The organism is Haloprofundus salilacus (assembly GCF_020150815.1).
Classification (GTDB): Archaea; Halobacteriota; Halobacteria; order Halobacteriales; family Haloferacaceae; genus Haloprofundus; species Haloprofundus salilacus.
Map to the genome: position 1 here is coordinate 229,043 of NZ_CP083723.1, position 17,059 is coordinate 246,101.

The 17,059-nt window shown below is 60.0% G+C and carries 14 protein-coding genes and 1 tRNA gene; 9 read left to right on the forward strand and 6 right to left on the reverse strand.

Going from position 1 to position 17,059, the window contains the following annotated elements; all coding sequences use genetic code 11:
* A complete protein-coding gene (locus LAQ58_RS01015; RefSeq protein ID WP_224448767.1) occupies positions 1-1,458 on the reverse strand; it encodes a DUF58 domain-containing protein in 1,458 nt (485 codons plus the stop codon).
* A gap of 188 nt (positions 1,459-1,646) precedes the next feature.
* Here LAQ58_RS01015 and LAQ58_RS01020 point away from each other — a divergent pair, with 188 nt between their 5' ends.
* The 3 genes from LAQ58_RS01020 (at position 1,647) to LAQ58_RS01030 (ending at position 5,601) form a co-directional block, all read left to right on the forward strand.
* Entirely contained in the window at positions 1,647-3,716 is a 2,070-nt protein-coding gene (locus tag LAQ58_RS01020) for a DUF4129 domain-containing protein (RefSeq protein WP_224448768.1), read from the forward strand.
* 233 nt (positions 3,717-3,949) lie between these two features.
* Complete coding sequence (locus LAQ58_RS01025; RefSeq protein WP_224448769.1) at positions 3,950-5,026, forward strand: DUF1616 domain-containing protein; 1,077 nt, start codon at positions 3,950-3,952, stop codon at positions 5,024-5,026.
* 83 nt (positions 5,027-5,109) lie between these two features.
* Positions 5,110-5,601 carry a DUF7974 family protein gene (locus LAQ58_RS01030; protein ID WP_224448770.1) on the forward strand — a complete coding sequence of 164 codons (492 nt, stop codon included), beginning with the start codon at positions 5,110-5,112 and terminating at the stop codon, positions 5,599-5,601.
* An 18-nt stretch (positions 5,602-5,619) separates the two neighbouring features.
* On the opposite strand, the gene LAQ58_RS01035 is transcribed toward LAQ58_RS01030, so the two are convergent.
* The 5 genes from LAQ58_RS01035 to LAQ58_RS01055 form a co-directional block, all read right to left on the reverse strand.
* On the reverse strand, positions 5,620-6,906 hold the full coding sequence (locus LAQ58_RS01035) for an ABC transporter ATP-binding protein (RefSeq protein ID WP_317988539.1): 1,287 nt from the start codon (positions 6,904-6,906) through the stop codon (positions 5,620-5,622).
* Entirely contained in the window at positions 6,899-8,017 is a 1,119-nt protein-coding gene (locus LAQ58_RS01040) for an ABC transporter ATP-binding protein (protein ID WP_224448771.1), read from the reverse strand. Before LAQ58_RS01040 ends, LAQ58_RS01035 begins: the two co-directional genes overlap by 8 nt.
* Positions 8,017-9,018 (reverse strand): ABC transporter permease, encoded by a 1,002-nt coding sequence (locus LAQ58_RS01045; RefSeq protein WP_224448772.1) that lies wholly within the window; start codon positions 9,016-9,018, stop codon positions 8,017-8,019. The genes LAQ58_RS01040 and LAQ58_RS01045 overlap by 1 nt, the downstream gene beginning before the upstream one ends.
* Positions 9,019-9,021: 3 nt before the next feature.
* Positions 9,022-10,020: an ABC transporter permease gene (locus tag LAQ58_RS01050; RefSeq protein WP_224448773.1), complete on the reverse strand. Its 999-nt coding sequence runs from the start codon at positions 10,018-10,020 to the stop codon at positions 9,022-9,024.
* A gap of 105 nt (positions 10,021-10,125) precedes the next feature.
* The gene (locus LAQ58_RS01055) at positions 10,126-11,814 is read right to left on the reverse strand and encodes an ABC transporter substrate-binding protein (RefSeq protein ID WP_224448774.1); all 1,689 of its coding nucleotides are present in this window, start codon (positions 11,812-11,814) and stop codon (positions 10,126-10,128) included.
* 457 nt (positions 11,815-12,271) lie between these two features.
* On the opposite strand from LAQ58_RS01055, the gene trmY reads away from it, so the two are divergent.
* The 6 genes from trmY (at position 12,272) to LAQ58_RS01085 (ending at position 17,043) form a co-directional block, all read left to right on the forward strand.
* On the forward strand, positions 12,272-12,868 hold the full coding sequence (gene trmY / locus LAQ58_RS01060) for a tRNA (pseudouridine(54)-N(1))-methyltransferase TrmY (RefSeq protein WP_224448775.1): 597 nt from the start codon (positions 12,272-12,274) through the stop codon (positions 12,866-12,868).
* A complete protein-coding gene (locus LAQ58_RS01065) occupies positions 12,868-13,263 on the forward strand; it encodes a CHY zinc finger protein (RefSeq protein WP_224448776.1) in 396 nt (131 codons plus the stop codon). The genes trmY and LAQ58_RS01065 overlap by 1 nt, the downstream gene beginning before the upstream one ends.
* A gap of 56 nt (positions 13,264-13,319) precedes the next feature.
* A tRNA-Pro gene (locus LAQ58_RS01070) sits at positions 13,320-13,392 on the forward strand.
* 395 nt (positions 13,393-13,787) lie between these two features.
* Positions 13,788-15,002, forward strand: coding sequence for a carboxylate--amine ligase (locus tag LAQ58_RS01075; protein WP_224448777.1), 1,215 nt, complete (start codon positions 13,788-13,790; stop codon positions 15,000-15,002).
* Between the two features lie 86 nt (positions 15,003-15,088).
* Positions 15,089-16,390: an arylsulfotransferase family protein gene (locus tag LAQ58_RS01080; protein WP_224448778.1), complete on the forward strand. Its 1,302-nt coding sequence runs from the start codon at positions 15,089-15,091 to the stop codon at positions 16,388-16,390.
* Positions 16,391-16,452: 62 nt separating this feature from the next.
* Complete coding sequence (locus LAQ58_RS01085; protein ID WP_224448779.1) at positions 16,453-17,043, forward strand: NUDIX hydrolase; 591 nt, start codon at positions 16,453-16,455, stop codon at positions 17,041-17,043.
* Positions 17,044-17,059: the final 16 nt, after the last annotated feature.

The following is a 17,059-nucleotide window of genomic DNA, read 5'->3' on the forward strand; positions in this document are numbered from 1 at the left end:
TTAATCTTGCCGAGATGTAGACTCAGGTGGCTGCGACGCCGAAAGGAGTGTGGTGAGTCGCTCGCGTGGCCCAACTTCGAACGCAGACACTCCCTCGAGGCGAGTGAGCCGTTTTCTGAACTCCTCGAAGGACACATATCGATCGTACGCTGACTCGAGTGCAGTGAGATCTTGCGTTTCAAAGAGCACAGATGGCGTGAGAAACACACCGATTGTATAGCCGTGTCTTCTCAGTTGAGAGACCGAGTCAAGGAGCCGATGGCGGTTCGTATCATCCGTAAACAGCAGTACTTCGCCAGTGTTACTTCGCCCACGTCGCGTATGGAGCTCAGTGAGTGCTTCTTGGAGAGAGTCTTCGCGGACTTGGACGGTATTTCTGGCTGGTCGGAGATAGCTTCGGAGCGTCGTCTCGAACGGCGACGTCTCTGTAGACAGTCGTTGCCGGAGTAACTGGGATTCTTCCCGGAAGCGACTCCCACCGTCTTTTCGTCGAGATTGTGACGCACTCGTTTGTGGGTTCGATAGTCGCCGAAGTTCTTCACCAAGAAGTCGCAAGAAGTCACCGCCAGCGGCAGGTTTTCGAATCCATCGATACGAGTCTGATTCGACAATCGACAATCCAACTGTGTCGGTTGAGTTGAAGCCTGCCTCAATGAAGCTCAGTGCGAGATCGCGTGCATAATCGAATTTGGTCTCACCGGGTGGACCGACGGCCATCGATGCGCGGTGATCGATGACGAATATGGTCTCATAGTCTGATTCCTGTTCGTACTCAGTAACGTACGGTGTTCCAAGCCGAGCGGTAGCATTCCAATCGATTTGCCCTGCAGAGTCATCTGCGGTGTACTCTCTGAGGACAAGTGGAAGTAACCCTCCACCACGCTGGCCTGATGGCGTGTCACCATACGCAGCGGTCACCCGTTCTCCTGCTTGACCGACGTGCATCGAACGTGGTGCTCGCGGAGTAATCTGAATCTGCGTGTTAGTCTCGAAGTGGCGTTTTTCCGAGAATAGTCCAAGCCGATCGCTGAAGGTGAGTTCAATCGGAGGGAGGACGTGTTGGCCAGCAACGGGATACTGATGGGAGAACGTCGTCGCTGCAGTCGCCTCATCTTCAGAGACGATGACGAGCCGGTCTTCTCGAGAGGAACTGCTTGCACCGATAGGGGATGGTGCGATTGCAGTAAGCGAGACTGCTGTGTCCGTGGGTTTTGTGAGTTGCAGTGTAATGGTGACGTCTTCATTGACGAGTTGGCGAGACTGATGTGGAGTAAGCTCTACAGAAAGACCGTCATTGGCGGTGATGAACGCCTTGACAACGGACCACTGGTAGATGAGAAACCACGCACCGATGACAGCAACACCAAACAAGAGCGTAAGCCGGTCGAGAAGAACGGAGAGTACTGCCATCGCTGCAAGCAGTACAACAACTCCAGTGCCTTCTCGAGTGAGCCGCATTGCTATGTGGGTATTACCCGTGACAATTGAATGTTCTGTTCGTCCGTCCCGGTTTTCGAGAGAAGAAAGATAATATATACTTCCACTTGTTCGACCCACTCGTGAATCGCTCGTCTCCGCTCCACAACCGAGTGTTTGTGGTGTTTTTGTGTTCGCTTCTTTTAGCGAGCACTCTCTTTGCCCCCGTCGTGGTAGCTGCAAGCGATACGCCAGGGGCTACACATTCAGTATTCGCAGTCGGAGACGACTATACGCAGATTGAGAACTCGTCGAACAATAGCTCTGTTCGCCACGAAAATCCAGATCTCGTTGGACGCGATGGCGATACAGACCAACTCCGCGCATACCTTATCGAGAAAATGGTCTCGCGACTCGGCCAGGGAACAGTCGAGATCGAGCAAGGTGAGTATCAACGAGCACGTGACCTTCTCGGCGATGAGTACAACGACTTACTCGACAAATATGTCGATGTCGAAGGACCCACTGGCGCGGGAAACCAACTCGAACGCACCCACGACGAACAAGATGAGTACACGACTGCGGTGCAATCGTATCGTGAAACATACGATGAGTACCAAGACGCAAAGCAGAATGGAAACGAGGAACGGGCACGACAGCTTGCCCGTGAGTTAGAACAGCACGAGCCGAATGTCAGCCAAAGCGGCTCGGATCTCACACGGTCGTATGAACGCCTCGGGAATCGAACCGGTGTGGACACCACTGAGAGCCAAGACCGCGTCAGCAACATCACGCAGAATATCAGTGCTCAACAAACCGATATCAGAGAATCGGAGTTCGTTGAGACCTCACTGACGCTCACAAGCCAACAATCGCAGACGTCGTATCTCAACCCGCTTTCGATTACCGGACAGCTGACGACTACCGACGGAGAGCCGCTGTCAAATCGAGATATCGTCCTTACCATTGGATCACAGCGGATTCAGACCCAAACTGATGCAAACGGACGCATCGAAACCTCATTTCGCCCACGGACGCTGCCACAGGGTGAGACAGACATTACAGTCCGATATGTTCCTACAGAGACGTCCGTCTACTACGGATCAAATGCGACGCTGAATACGTCAGTTGAGCCAGTGACTGCCGCCATCTCGCTTACAGAATCACCAGAGACTGCACGCTTTGATGAACCAGTAACGGTGTCTGGTTCGCTCGCAGTCCAGAACCAATCTGTTAGCGAGATTCCACTCGTCGTCTCGCTTGGTGGGGTCGAACTCGGGACCGTCCAGACAACTGACTCAGGATCATTCTCGCTCTCTGAATCGCTCCCAGCGGACATCCCTGCAGGTGACCAGCCACTCACCATCTCGACGCCTTCACAGTCGCAAGCAGTCGTCGCAGACGAGCACGTGAGTACCGTTTCAGTCGAAACCACAGAGACGCGACTGAATGTTTCAGGCTCACAGTCATCGCCGTCATCAGTAACGCTCTCGGGAGTACTCTCAACAGAGAATGGAACGACGCTACCAAAACAAGAGATCCTTCTGAGACATGACGGCAGTGTCGTCGCTACGGCAACGACGGATCGGACTGGACGATTCCAGGCAGATGTGTCGACAGCGTCGTTCGATGACACGAACGCGACACTCGGTTTTACTGCCGTGTTCCCCAGTGAAGGAACGAATCTTGAGCGATCACGTGCGACTACTGAAGTCGCACTCAGTAGTTCGGGAGCTGCTGGTGAGAGTCAAAGCAATAGTCAATTTGGTGGTTTCGTAGGCGAGAAGACGCGAGTTGGTATTGTAATTGGTGCAGCCGTTCTCGTGCTCGCGAGTGGGATATTCTGGTGGTGGCGTCGCAACAACGAAGACGTCAACGCGGAAGAGGTGGTCGTCACAGGAGACCAAGACCGTTCAGAGCCGAAGTCTACTGCCGACGATTCTGCCGCGTCAGCTGAGCCCGTATCACGTCTTACTCTCGCAGGAGAAGCCCTGAACGATGGACGCCCAGACCATGCAGTAGAGTTGGGCTACGCTGCAGTACGCGAACGCGTCTCTGCACGATTAAATCTCACCGGGCAAAAACAGCAGACACACTGGGAATGGTATCAGACGGTTGCAGATCAGAACGGAGAGAACACCGATCTCACGGCGCTCCAGCAGCTTACAGCCGCCTACGAACAGGCAGCATATCGCCGCGAGAAACTCTCCGAAAAAAATGCATCCGAAGTACTCGATGCTATTGAGTTGCTTTTAGACACTGTCGGTAGCGATGATAGCAGCGTCGTTACATCCGATTGACGAGAATACTGGCAAGAGTGGAGTGGATATTGGCAGTACTGGTTCTTCGATCCTGACGTCCTCCTCGGCTGGAAGCCGGGGGAATTCCAAGCGGTAAACGACCACGGGTCAGGTGACCCGTGGAACTCTCGCTGTTATCTTTAGAACACATTCGGTGCTCTATAACGACTCAGTGTCACTCATCGTGACACTCATACCGACTCATTTTTCACAGGGTACCTGTACGAGCAATTGTGAGTCGCGAATTCGACTGGCGCCTACTCTTGCCAGCTGGAATCCGGACACTGCCTGCAGATCTGGCAGCCATAGTGATGGTTGTCCTTGCGACGGGCATTGCTGTGCTCTTTCCAGTAATTAGTGAGACGCCACTGCGAATTGCGCTGGGGCTTCCGTTCGTGTTATTTATCCCCGGCTATGCGTTTATTGCCGCACTCTTTCCGGAAGCAGGCGAGGTCACTCCAGATTCAGATGGAGAAAAACTAGGGATTACAGAGGGTGGTATCGATGGGATCGAACGCGTTGCCCTTTCATTCGGGACGAGTATCGCAATCTCGCCACTCATTGGACTCATCCTCAATTTCACTCCGTGGGGGATTCGCTTAGTTCCGATCGTCATCTCACTGAGCGGGTTTACGCTCATTTCGACGATCGTTGCTGCAAAACGTCGTCAAGCACTCCCTCCAGAAGAGCAGTTCTCAGTGCCATATCGTGAGTGGATTGCGTCGGCAAGAGTCGAGCTACTTGAACCGGATACGAAGACTGATGCGGCATTGAACGTTCTCCTCGCAATTAGTGTCATGCTTGCGGTCACCAGTGTCGGCTATGCGGTTGCTGTCCCCAAAGAGGGTGAATCGTTCTCTGAGCTGTATCTCTTAACGGAAAATGACGACGGTGAACTCGTCGCAGACAACTATCCAGCAAACCTGACGCAAGGTGAGCCAACGTCGCTGTATGTCGGAATCGGGAATCAAGAGCATGAGCCAGTCAACTATTCTCTCGTCGTGGAATTGCAACGAGTTAGCGTCTCGAATAACTCAACAACGGTTCTCGAAGAAGAGCGATTACATCAGTTTGAGACACACCTTGAGCACAACGAGTCTTGGCAACTCAATCATACAATTCAACCGCAACTCACGGGTGAGCGGCTCCGACTCACGTATCTTCTCTACAAATCTGAGCCGCCTGCAGAGCCAACAGTAGAAAACGCATACCGGGAGGCACATCTCTGGGTGAATGTATCCCGGTCTCAACCGAACCGAGAGAACCGTTCTTCAGTTAGCGTTGGTGATGGTATTGAGACTGACTTCTAACGATTGGCTCGTTTCATTCGCTATTCGAGTTCCCTAATCGTGGTTCGACAGAGCCATCTGCGAGACGCTCGATACGAACGCGTATGCCACGGAGGGAGTCCGCCTCGTCGGACCGCGAGGACCGCTACGGGTTCGACGAAGGCGGCAGTTCGTTCGCGGAGCGACTCGGCCAGTTCGTCCCGCAATCGCTCGCGCGCCGCGGACTGTCGGTCGACGTCGCTACAGACCGGCGTCGGTACGAACGGGGCGACCCGGTCGAACTCACGATCACGATTCGGAATCGGCTGCCCGTTCCGGTGACGGTGGCGACACCGAAGCGACGGCTCTGGGGGTGGACCGTCGACGGCCAGTTAGAGGGGAGCGACGAACCGCGCTATCTGAGCGACACCCCGGGTTCGTTCGCCTTCCGCGCCAAGGAGACGAAAGTTATCGAACGGACGTGGAACGGCCACCTCAAACGCGTCGGCGACCGGACGACGTGGGAACTCCCGAACCCGGGGGTTCACGAAATCGGTGCGTTCGTCGCGACCGGAGACGGTCGCCTAAGCGACGCCGTAGAAATCGAAATCGGCTAAAAGTGGAGTGACCTGCGCTCAGTCCGCGTTAGCGCTGCTCTCGATACTGTCACGGTGGAGGTGGCACGCCGCGTGGTGTACCCCCGTCCCGTACTGCGTCGGGACGGTGTAGTCGGGTTTCTCCTGCGCGCAGATGCTCGGTTCGGCGAACGACTCGCGGAGCAGTTCTTCGGCCTGCTCCCACTCGTCGCTCAAAAGCGAGTCGATAGCCGTCTCGACGATGTCGCCGGCTTCGCCGCTGGGCGTACCCTTCTCGAAGAACTCACTTCGCAGTTGGCCTTCGGTCTCAACCTCGAACGTTCGCCGGGTAACCGCCCGCATGAAGGCGCGCACGTCGCTCCATTCGCGCTCGGTGAAGTCGTACCCGTCGGGCGCGATGAGTTTCGGACAGCGCGTCCGGAACCGACAGCCCGACGGCGGTTCAATAGGCGAGGGAACGTCGCCCTCGAGTAAGCCGCGACGTCCTTTCACCCGCGGGTCCGGAACTGGAATCGACCCGAGCAACGCCTGCGTGTATGGGTGCTGGGGGTTCTCGTACAGCTCTTCGGTCTCGGCGAGTTCGACCATCTGCCCCAAGTACATCACGGCGACGCGGTCTGAGATGTGGCGGATGACCGAGAGGTCGTGCGCGATAAAGAGGTAGGTGAGACCGAACTCGTCCTGCAGGTCCTGCATCGTGTTCAGCACCTGTGCCTGAATCGACACGTCGAGCGCGGAGACGGGTTCGTCGCAGACGATGAAGTCGGGGTTGACCGCCAGCGCCCGCGCGAGGTTTACCCGCTGGCGCTGACCGCCAGAGAACTGGTGGGGGTAGCGGTTGTAGTGCTGCGGGTCGAGACCGACTTTCTCCAGCAGTTCGCGGGCGCGCTCCTCGCGTTCGCCCTCGTAGAGGTCGTGGGCGCGCATCGGTTCCTCGACGATAGTCCCCACCTTCATCCGGGGGTCGAGGCTCGACTGCGGGTCCTGGAAGATCATCTGCATGTCCTGGCGCTGCTGGCGCAGTTGCTCGCCGGAGAGTTCGGCGATGTTGCGGCCGTTGAAGTAGACAGCGCCGTCGGTCGGTTCGACGAGCTTCAACACCGTGCGCGCGAGCGTCGACTTCCCGCAGCCGGACTCGCCGACGAGTCCGAGCGTCTCGCCGCGTTCGATCTCGAAGGAGACGTTGTCGACGGCTCTCACCTTCGGTTTCGGGAAGAAGCTGTCGAGCAACCCCGCCCCCTGTGAGTAGTGTTTCGTCAGTCCTTCGACGCGGAGTATCGTCTCTTGGTCTTCTCGCTCGTCCGTTTGAGTTGTCGTGCTACTCATCGCTCTCACCTCGTGTCTCGACGAGTTCGCCGCCGAACGCGGCGGTCGCCTCCGTGTCCAGCGGTTCGGAGTCCTCGTAGCCGACGTCTTCGTACTTCACGCAGGAGACACGGTGCGGGTACCCCTCCGGCCCGCTCACGTCCTGATAGACGGGTCGGGTCCGGCGACACACTTCGTGGGCGTCCGGACAGCGGGTGTGGAACCGACAGCCCGGCGGCGGGTTAATCGCCTCCGGCATCACGCCCTTTATCGGATTGAGTTCGTCGACCGTCTCGTCGGGACGCGGCATCGAGTCCAGCAGCGCCTCCGTGTAGGGATGTTTCGTCTCGTAGAACAGGTCGTCGACCTCCGCCTGCTCGATAATCTCGCCGAGATACATCACGTTGACGCGGTCGCAGATTTCGGCGACGACGCCCATGTCGTGGGTCACCCAGAGGAAACTCGTTCCGTACTTTGCCTGGAGTTCGTCGACGAGGTCCAGAATCTGCCCCTCGACGGTGACGTCGAGCGCCGTCGTCGGTTCGTCGGCGATGATGAGGCTCGGCTCACAGGAGAGCGCCATCGCAATGAGGACGCGCTGGCGCATCCCGCCCGAGAACTGGTGGGGGTAGCTGTCGAAGCGTTCCTCGGGTTCGGGGATGCCGACCTCACGGAGCATGTCGACGGCGATTTCTCTGGCCTCCTTGCCGGAGACGTCGCGGTTTATCTCGATGAACTCCCTCAGTTGGCTGCCGACGGTGAAGACGGGGTTGAGCGCCTCCATCGGGTCCTGGAAGATGATGGCGATCTCGTTGCCGCGAATCTCGTCGCGCATCTGTTTGTTCGACAGCATCTCGTCGGAGGGGCGGCGCTCGCCGTTCGGTCCCTCCTCGAAGTCGATAATGACCTTGTCGCGGTACTTGACGGTGCCGCCAACGACTTCGCCGGGTTCCTCGACGAGTCGCATGATCGAACTCGTCGCGACGGATTTGCCCGCTCCGGACTCGCCGACGAGGCCGACGAGTTCTCCTTCTTCCACCGTGAAGCTGATGCCGTCCACCGCACGGACGACGCCTTCCTCGGTGAAGAACTGTGTCTGCAGGTTTTCGACGGTGAGTAGTGGTTCTGCCATCAGTTGTTGATCCGTGGGTCGAGTGCGTCTCTCAGGCCGTCACCGACGAGGTTGAATCCGACCACCGTGATGAGGATGGCGATGCCGGGCCAGATGCTGAACCACGGGTCCGGCAGCATGTACTGCCGGGATGCCGCGAGCATCTGTCCCCACGACGGCGTCGGGGGCTGTGCGCCGTAGCCGAGGAACGAGAGGCCGGCGATGATGAGGATGTTGATACCGACCTGCAGCGTCGCCTGCACGAGCACCGGCGCGAAACTGTTCGGGACGATGTGTCTGAGGATGATGTTTCTGTCGCGCACCCCGGCGGCTCTCGCCGCCTCGATGTAATCTTCTTCGCGGACGCTCAGCACCCGCGAGCGGATGAGGCGTGCGAACGTCGGAATCGTCGCGATACCGACACCGATCATCGCGAACGTGAGGTTACGCCCGAAGGCGGCCATGAACGCGATGACGAGCACGAGGAACGGGATGGCGAACAGCGTCTCGGCGGCGCGCATCAGCGCGTCGTCGATCCAGCCGCCGTAGTAGCCGGCGACCGCGCCGACGAGCGTCCCAAGCACCAGCGCGATGCCGGTCGAGACGATGCCGACCGTGATAGCGATGCGGGTGCCGTAGAACAGCCGGACAGCGATGTCGCGGCCGCGGTGGTCGGTGCCGAGCGGGTGTTCGAGTGTCCCGGGCGTCGTCGGGTAGATCTCGTTCGTCAACCCGTACGGCGGGAGCAGAATCTCCGCCTGCGAGGGGTCGCTTTCGGGGTTGTACCAGAACGTGTTGGCGAACCAGTAGTCGAGGAAGACGCTGTCGACGTACGCGAATACTGCGATAACGGTTACAACCGAGACAAGAACAAGTCCGGCCAACGCCGTCGGGTCACGCTTGATCTGCGAGACGGTGTACCAGAGACCGACGCGGGCCTCGAACTCGTCGTCCTGCGGTTCGTCGGCCGCGCCGCCCTCTGGACTGTCGATGTTCTGTGGAGTGGATGTATCGGGCGCCATAGGTTAGTCACCTCCCTCGAAGGAGACTCTCGGGTCGACGTACGCATACGAGAGGTCCGTGATGATGACGCCGACGACGAAGACGACACCGAACATCAGTGTCGTCCCCATCACCAAGAGGAAGTCCTGGTTCTGAATCGCCGTAATGACCAACCGTCCCATCCCGTTGATGGAGAAGACGGTCTCGGTCAGCACGGCGCCGCCAAGCGCCGTCGTCAGCTGGAGGCCGACAATGGTGATGAGCGGGAGCTGTGCGTTACGGAATGCGTGCTTGCGGAGGATTTTCCCCTCGCTGACGCCGTAGGCGCGCGCGAGTTTGACGTACTCCTCGCCAAGTACCTCCAGCATCGAGGAGCGCTCGATGCGGGTGAACGCCGCCATCTGGAGCGTGCCGAGTGTGATGGTCGGCAGTACCAGATGTCTGATCGTGGTGACGATGACGTCGATTCGGTTCGACGCGCCGTCGATCGCCGACGGCGGTGCCCACGGCATCACCAGCCCAGTCGCCGGGAACCAGCTGACGTTGTACGCGAAGACGATGATGAGCATCAGGCCGATCCAGAACGACGGGGTGCTGACGCCCAGAAGCGCGACGATGCGCGAGATGTGGTCAGTCGGCTTGTTTCGCCGCTTCGCGGAGATGATGCCGAGCGGAACCGCGGTCACGAGCGCGAACGTGAAACTCGACACCATGAGCAGCATCGTCACGGGGAGGCGCTCCATGATTTTCTGGGTTACCGGTACCCCATAGTAGAGGCTCTCGCCGAGTTCTAGCTGTATTACGTCGAAGAGGTAGTTGAAGTACCGAACGTACAGTGGTTGGTCGAGGCCGAACTTCGCTCGGATGGCGTCGGCCTGCTGTGCACTCGGCGACGGGCCGAGCATGATGCTCACCGGGTCGCCCGGAATCGCATCGGTCAGAAGGAACGTGATGGTCACAACTCCGAGCAGGACGGGAATCGCCTGCAGAAGTCGTCCAATCGTATATCGAAGTCTACTCATTGCTGTCTGTCATCCCTGATTGCAGCCTGCGGCAGTACGCTTCTGAATGGTTTCCACGGGTTAGTTATCTAAATACTGAACGAGAAGACTCGGGCTGTGGCGAGTCTACTGTTTGTTGATCGAGGTGTTGTTGTGGCTCGACGCGAGGTGGAAGCTGTCCACCGGGTGCTCCGCGAAGTCCTTCACGTAGTTCTTCACGCCGTAGCTGTTCTTGAGGTTGTACGCCGGAAGGTGCGCGCGGTCTTCGAGGACCGTCGTGATGCCTTCGCTGTACAACTGCTTGCGCTGCTCTTGGTCGTTGATCTCGCGGGCCTGGACGAACTTCTCGGTCGCCTCTTTCGCGCGTTGACTCGAGTCGTGGTAGAACGTCCCGTCGGTGACGCCGAGGGTGTCCTCGGTCGCGCCGAACATGTAGTAAGTGAACGCGTCGGGGTCGGGCGAACCGGACCACCCGAGCGTGTAGATGTTGTAATCGTCCTCACTACCGGAGATGTACTGTTCGAGGAACGCACCCCAGTCGAGCCGCTGGACTTCGGCGTTGAAGCCGGCTTCCTGCAGCCCGTTCGACACCGTCACGCCGATCTGTTCACGCTTGTCGTCCGGCGGGACGATGATGCGCCACGAGTAGTCTTGGCTGACGCCGGCCTCGTTGAACAGCTGTTTGGCCTGCTCGATGTCTTTTCCGTGCGGGATCTGCTCCCACTGGCCGAGGTCGAAGCCCCAGTCGTCGACAATCGATTGCGGCAGCGGGCTGTACTGGCGCACACCGGTCGGCTCGACGTAGTTCGAGACCGCCTGGTCCATGTCGAAGCAGTAGTCGACCGCTTCGCGAACCTTGGGGTCCGCCGTCGGGCCTTCCGCACAGTTGAACGCCATGTAGAAGTAGCCGATGCCGGGCACTTCCTGGATCTCGGCGTCCTGAATCTGCTCGACCGAGGAGTAGAGTTTCGGCGGAATCTCCTCGATGATGTCGTTCTCGCCGTTGCGAAGCGTCGTCACGCGGGTCGTCGACTCCTCGACGGGGACGAACTCGACCGATTCGAGGTTCGGCGTCAGGTCGCCCCAGTAGTCGTCGTACCGGGTGATACGGGCGAACTGGCCCTCCTGCCACTCGTCGAACTCGAACGGACCGGAGCCGACGGGCTTGCTGTTGTTGAACGCGTCGGGGTCCTCCTCGCGGACGGCTTTCGGGACGATGCTCCACGCGAGCGTCGTCTCACCGAACGCGCCGTACGGGTACGAGAGGTTGAACGTGACCGTCTTCTCGTCCGGCGTGTCGATGGTGTCGACCATGTTCACCTCGGAGGCGTTCTCGGTCTCCTCCTTGACCGGTGCCTCGAAGGAGTACTTCACGTCCTCGGAGGTGACGGGGTCGCCGTTCTGGAACGTTGCGCCCTCGGCAATCTGGACGGTGTACACCGTTCCGTCGTCGTTGACCTCCGGCTCGCCCGCCGCGAGCGCGGGGACGAGTCCGGTCGACTCGTCGTACTCGTAAAGGCCCTCGAAGATGTTCTGGGAGACCTGTGCGGACGGCACGTCGTTGAGGACGATGGGGTCGAACTCGAGCGGGCTCTTGACGAGCGCCATCTTGAGTTGACCGCCCTGGGAGGACTGTCCACCGCCAGAGCCGTCACCGCTCTGGTTTCCGGAACCGTCGCCGCTCTGGTTGCCGGAGCCGTCGCCGTCTCCGCCACCGCCGCCAGAACAGCCAGCTACACTTGCGATACCTGCGACGCCGAGCCCCTGCAGCATCCGACGTCGATTGATCAGTTGGGAGTTGTTGTCTTTCGTCATGCGCTGTCACATCACTCGCGAAGGATACACATTGCTCTTACCCGATTATATAAATACCTAACGCTCCCGGGGCGTATCTCTCAACAGAATTTAACAATAAGGGCCAGTTTTGGACGAGTGTGCACTATTAACTGCCACATATATCGGTTTATATTCTAAATGGTTCTACAGTTTGTTTATTTTTGACTCTCATTCCGTCGTTGTCACGAATTACCTCTATTGAAACGGTTGATTGAACCCCGGTCGTCCGGTGTTTCGAACAAAAAGTGGATATATACAGTAACTATATATGGAAATTTCAACCGAAGATGGGTGTGTAGTTTCGAACGACAGTCGTCGCGGCGGTGATCAAATCCAAGCGCGACCGGCGCCCGTCCGAGACGCGACCGACGCGAAACACGAGCGGTAACGCCATGGAGTAGACAGAGCCAAGGCCGCCCCGCCGGCATCTCCCAGTATGCGCCAGTTCATCATCACCGGGCACGACGCGCCGACGACGCCCGAGTTCTCGCTCGACGACATCGCCGGAGGCGCGGGTCGCCTCGACGTACTTTGTCGGTGCGTCAACTCCGCGTTTTTTCTCTCGCACGCGATTCGCGAGGACGTCCGCGCGCACCTCGTTCTCGGCGACGAGTACACAGTCCGCTTCGAAGGTGCGGAGCTCCGACGGCTAAACCCCGACGAGCGAAGCACCGCGGCGCTGATTCGGAAGGCGCTCGACGCGCGCGACGAGGCCATCGGCCACATGCCCGCCGAGAGCAGTCCCGGCGTCTCGCTCTACCGGATGGGGTTCGAGGCGACGCTCGACTCCGTCGCCGCCGAGTCGACCGTGGTGCAACTGCACGAGGACGGCGACCCGGTCGTCGACGTCGACCCCCCGGAGGATCCGGCGTTCATCCTCTCGGACCACCACAATTTCACCGACGAGGAGGCCGAAGCACTCGCGGCGGCCGCGGACGAACGTGTGCGTCTCGGGCCCGAAATCCTCCACGCCGACCACGCCATCACCGTCGCGCATAACTATCTCGACACCGACGCCTACACCCGATACTGATGACGACCGGAGTAGACGACTGCGATGACCCGACGACCGTCGACGGCGACTCCGCCGAGTTCGACAATCGGTTCGACGTTCCACTCTGCGGCGTCGACGTCGACGCCGAGACGCGGTGCGAGCACTACCACGCCGACCGCGACGTCATCGCGATTAAATTTCCGTGCTGCGGCGTCTACCATCCGTGTTTCGAGTGTCACGAGACCCTCGCCGACCACGAACCCGAGCGGTGGTCTCTCGGTCGGTTCGACGAACCGGCGGTGTTGTGCGGCGTCTGCGGCGAACGACTCACCGTCGCGGCGTACCTCGACGCCGACCACGCGTGTCCGTCCTGCAGCGCGGAGTTCAACCCCGGCTGTGCGTTGCACGCGCACCTGTACTTCGACGCGGCGTAACGGGGAACCCCGTCTTTCGCAACCCTTAAACATCGGCCCGGGCAACTCAGTCTTGCGGGCCGGTGGGGTAGCTTGGTATCCTTCGGCCTTCGGGTGGCCGTAACCGCAGTTCGAATCTGCGCCGGCCCACTTCTCCCGCATTTCTCCTCGACGAGCGTTAGCGAGGTCACCACGTGGCTTCGGCGCGAACGGCGCCACCACGAGCGAAGCGAAACGTCAGTCTCTCAAACTGTGCGAAAAGACAAAACGAACTCACGATGGTCCGTCTGCCCGGTATCTCGGAATCTGCGGGTCCTACACCGTCGGACTCCGCACCGCTAACGTCGGGATAAACGTCCGTAGCGTACGCTTTCAAGCGTTCAAGGCGTTTTATTCGCCCGCTCCGTACGTCTGCAGCGATCGCTTGCCGGACTGACGATTTTACCATAAACTACCCTATTACTTCTCGAAACCCGAGTTATGGACATACTCACCACCCGAAACTCAGCAATGGGTTAATGTCTTTTGACGTTGCATTGACTGGTATGACAAGAAGCCGCGGGACGAAGGAATCGGTGTTGATTCCGTCCGGACTCGGGCCGTCGCGCACGTATCCCACGATACGGTCGCTCGGACGGCGCGGAATAAACACCATCGTCGCGTCGGAATACAACGATCCGCCAGTGTTCGCCTCCCGACACTGCGGAGAGCGTCTCTCGCTGCCCGCGCCGGATGCCGACCTCGTCGGCTACAAGAACGCCCTCCTCGGCATCGCCTCGCGCCCCGACGTCCGGACTATCGTCCCCTCGCGGGAGGAGGACGCGTACATCTTCTCGAAGTACAGAGACGAGTTCGAGGAAGTCGTCAACCTCGTCGCCCCGCCGTTCGACGTGCTCCGGCGCTCTCAGGACCGACTGGAACTGGCGGCCGCCGCCGAGGAAGCCGGCGTCCCGGTGCCGGAGACGCGACTGCTCAGCGAGGTCGACGACTGGGAACCGGAGCTCATCATCAAGTCGCGGTACAACCTCCTCACCGACGGCTACGTCGACACCCACTCGCCGAGGGAGTCCTCGAAGGTCAAGAGCATCAAACACCTCTCGCCCGGCGAGTCGCCCGACATCGACTGCATCCTCGAGGAGATGGAGCACGATCCCATCGTCCAGGAGTACGTGGCGAGTTCCGACGAGTACATGTTCGCCGCGCTGTACGACCACGGCGAACCGCTGGCGACGTTCCAACACCGGCAGATTCGCGGCGACTCGTACATCGGCGGGGGCGGCGTCTACCGCAAATCCGTCTACATTGAGGAACTCGAAGACACGGCGCGGAAACTGCTGGACCACCTTGACTGGCACGGCCTCGCGTGCATAGAGTACATGCAGGACGACGAGACCGGCGAGTTCGTGCTCACCGAGATCAACCCCCGGATGTGGCAGTCGCTCCCGGCGACGGTCCACGCGGGCGCAGATTTCCCGCACTACTACTGGCAGGCGGCGACCGGCGAGGCCGACCGAATCGACCCGAGCTACGACATCGACAGCGGAAGCCACTCGCTTCGCGGCGAACTCGGCTACGTAATCAGCCTCTTTCGCGACGATTCGCCGCACGTCGAACGCCCGACGCTCGGGGCGACAGCCCGGGAGATGCTCTCGTCATTCTACGACGACCCGTATCTCGACTACACGCACGTCGACGACCTCGGTCTGTTCGTCAGCGGTGCGAACCGTATGCTCCGGAACCGACTGAAGGGTCCGGGTTAAGTCGCATCGAGACGAGCCCGATCTGACGGGACCGGCCGTCACCCGAAGCTTTCATCGTTGCCCACGCGACACGTATCGGCATCCCGATGGTTACGAAACGCACGAGTGCCGCCCTCGTTCTCGCGGGCGTCGCACTCTTCGTGGCGATGGTGGTCGTCAGCGCCGCTACCGCACCGACGATCGGTGCGATGGGAAGCCACGACAACGGTACGAACGAGACGAGACAGACATTGGTCGGTTCGCAAGGCGGCGGGACCGGTCTCCACGACTACGGCAGCGTCTACCTCCTCGAAGACGACGGGAAGGCATGGGAACTCGCCGACGCCGACAGCTACTTCGACGTGACAATGCTCGACAACGGCAGCGTCATGGCGGGGTTCATGGACAGCGGATACGACGACTGCGGCCCGTACGAGTCGCCGTGTACTCACACCGGGTTCCGTATCATCGAACCCGGCGAGAACCCCGAAGTCGTCAGCGAGTTTAGCTTCCCCGTTCGCACGCGCGCGAACAGTGAAGTCCACGACGTGGAGTTACTCCCCTCCGGCGAGTTCCTCGTCAGCGACATGGAGAACGAGCGCATCATGACCGTCAAGGGCGGCGAAGTTACCTGGCAGTGGAACGCCAGCGAGTTCTACACCGACGGTCCCGACGACCCGACGCGCGAGGATTGGCTCCACATCAACGACGTCGACCACGTCGGCGAGGACCGATACCTCGTCTCGGTCCGCAACGCGAACCAACTGCTCGTTGTCGAGCGCGGCGAGGGCGTCGTCGAGGTCGTCAACGAGGACCCGAACCCAGACGACGGCCGCGTCGGCGATCCCTCGGTGTTGAACCGCCAGCACAATCCGCAGTGGCTCGACAACGACACGATACTCGTCGCCGACTCCGAGAACGGCCGCATCGTCGAACTCCACCGCGGCGACGACGGCGATTGGAGCGTCGCGTGGGAGCTCACGAGCGCCGAGGGCGTCGAATTCGCGTGGCCGCGCGACGCTGACCGCCTCGAAAACGGCAACACGCTCATCACCGACTCCGCGAACCAGCGCATCGTCGAAGTCAACGAGTCCGGTGAGGCCGTCTGGAGCGTCCGAACCGAGTACATCCCGTACGAAGCCGAGCGCCTCCCCGAAGGCGAGACGGTCGGCGGCCAACCGTACAACGCGGCCGCGCAGAGCGACGCGGGCGAGGGAGTGTCCACGACCGGTGGCACCAACCATGTCCCGGGCATCTCGTTCCTCCTGCAGGTGTTACGGACGAGTATGCCGCTTCCATTCTGGATCGCCGAAATCCACATCGTCGTCACGCTCGTCTCCCTGGGTCTCGTCTTCGCGGGTCTCGGCACGGCCGCGCGCTCGACGTTCGCGGCGAGACGACGAAGGTAGGGCCGTCTGGCCATCGACTCCCCGACCGGACGATTTTTCCGCTCACCGTCGGACGACGAGATATGGACGACACCGCCGACAACATCGACAACGCCGACGATGTCGACGACGCGGACATCCTCGACTGGGAGACGACGGACTCGCGAATTGACTACTCCTGCCCCGGATTCGACATTCGGATGGACGACGTGCGCCTGCCCGACGGGACGGAGACAGAGTTTCATTACGTCGACGAGCCGCCCGCGGTCGTGATTCTGCCGTTCACCCCCGACGGCGACGTGGTGCTCGTCGAAGAGTGGCGGCAGGCCGTCGGCCACGTTAACCGTAGCCTCCCCGTAGGGGGCACTGAACCCGAAGACGACGATCTCGCTGCCGCCGCGCGCCGCGAACTCGCCGAGGAGACGGGGTACGAAGCCGACTCGATAGACGAGTTCTACGTCGCCGAACCCGCCAACGGCATCGCTAACTCGGTGCACCACTACTTCGTCGCCCGCGGATGCGAACCGACCGCCGAGCAGCGACTCGACTTCAACGAGAGTATCCGCCCGGTGACGATGGAGTACGAGGACCTTCTGGCCGCCGTCGTCGACAACGAGATTCGAGACGGGCGCACGTCGCTCGGCGTGTTGCAGTACGAACTCGCGCGGCCGTAGTCGAATCGCCCGTCAC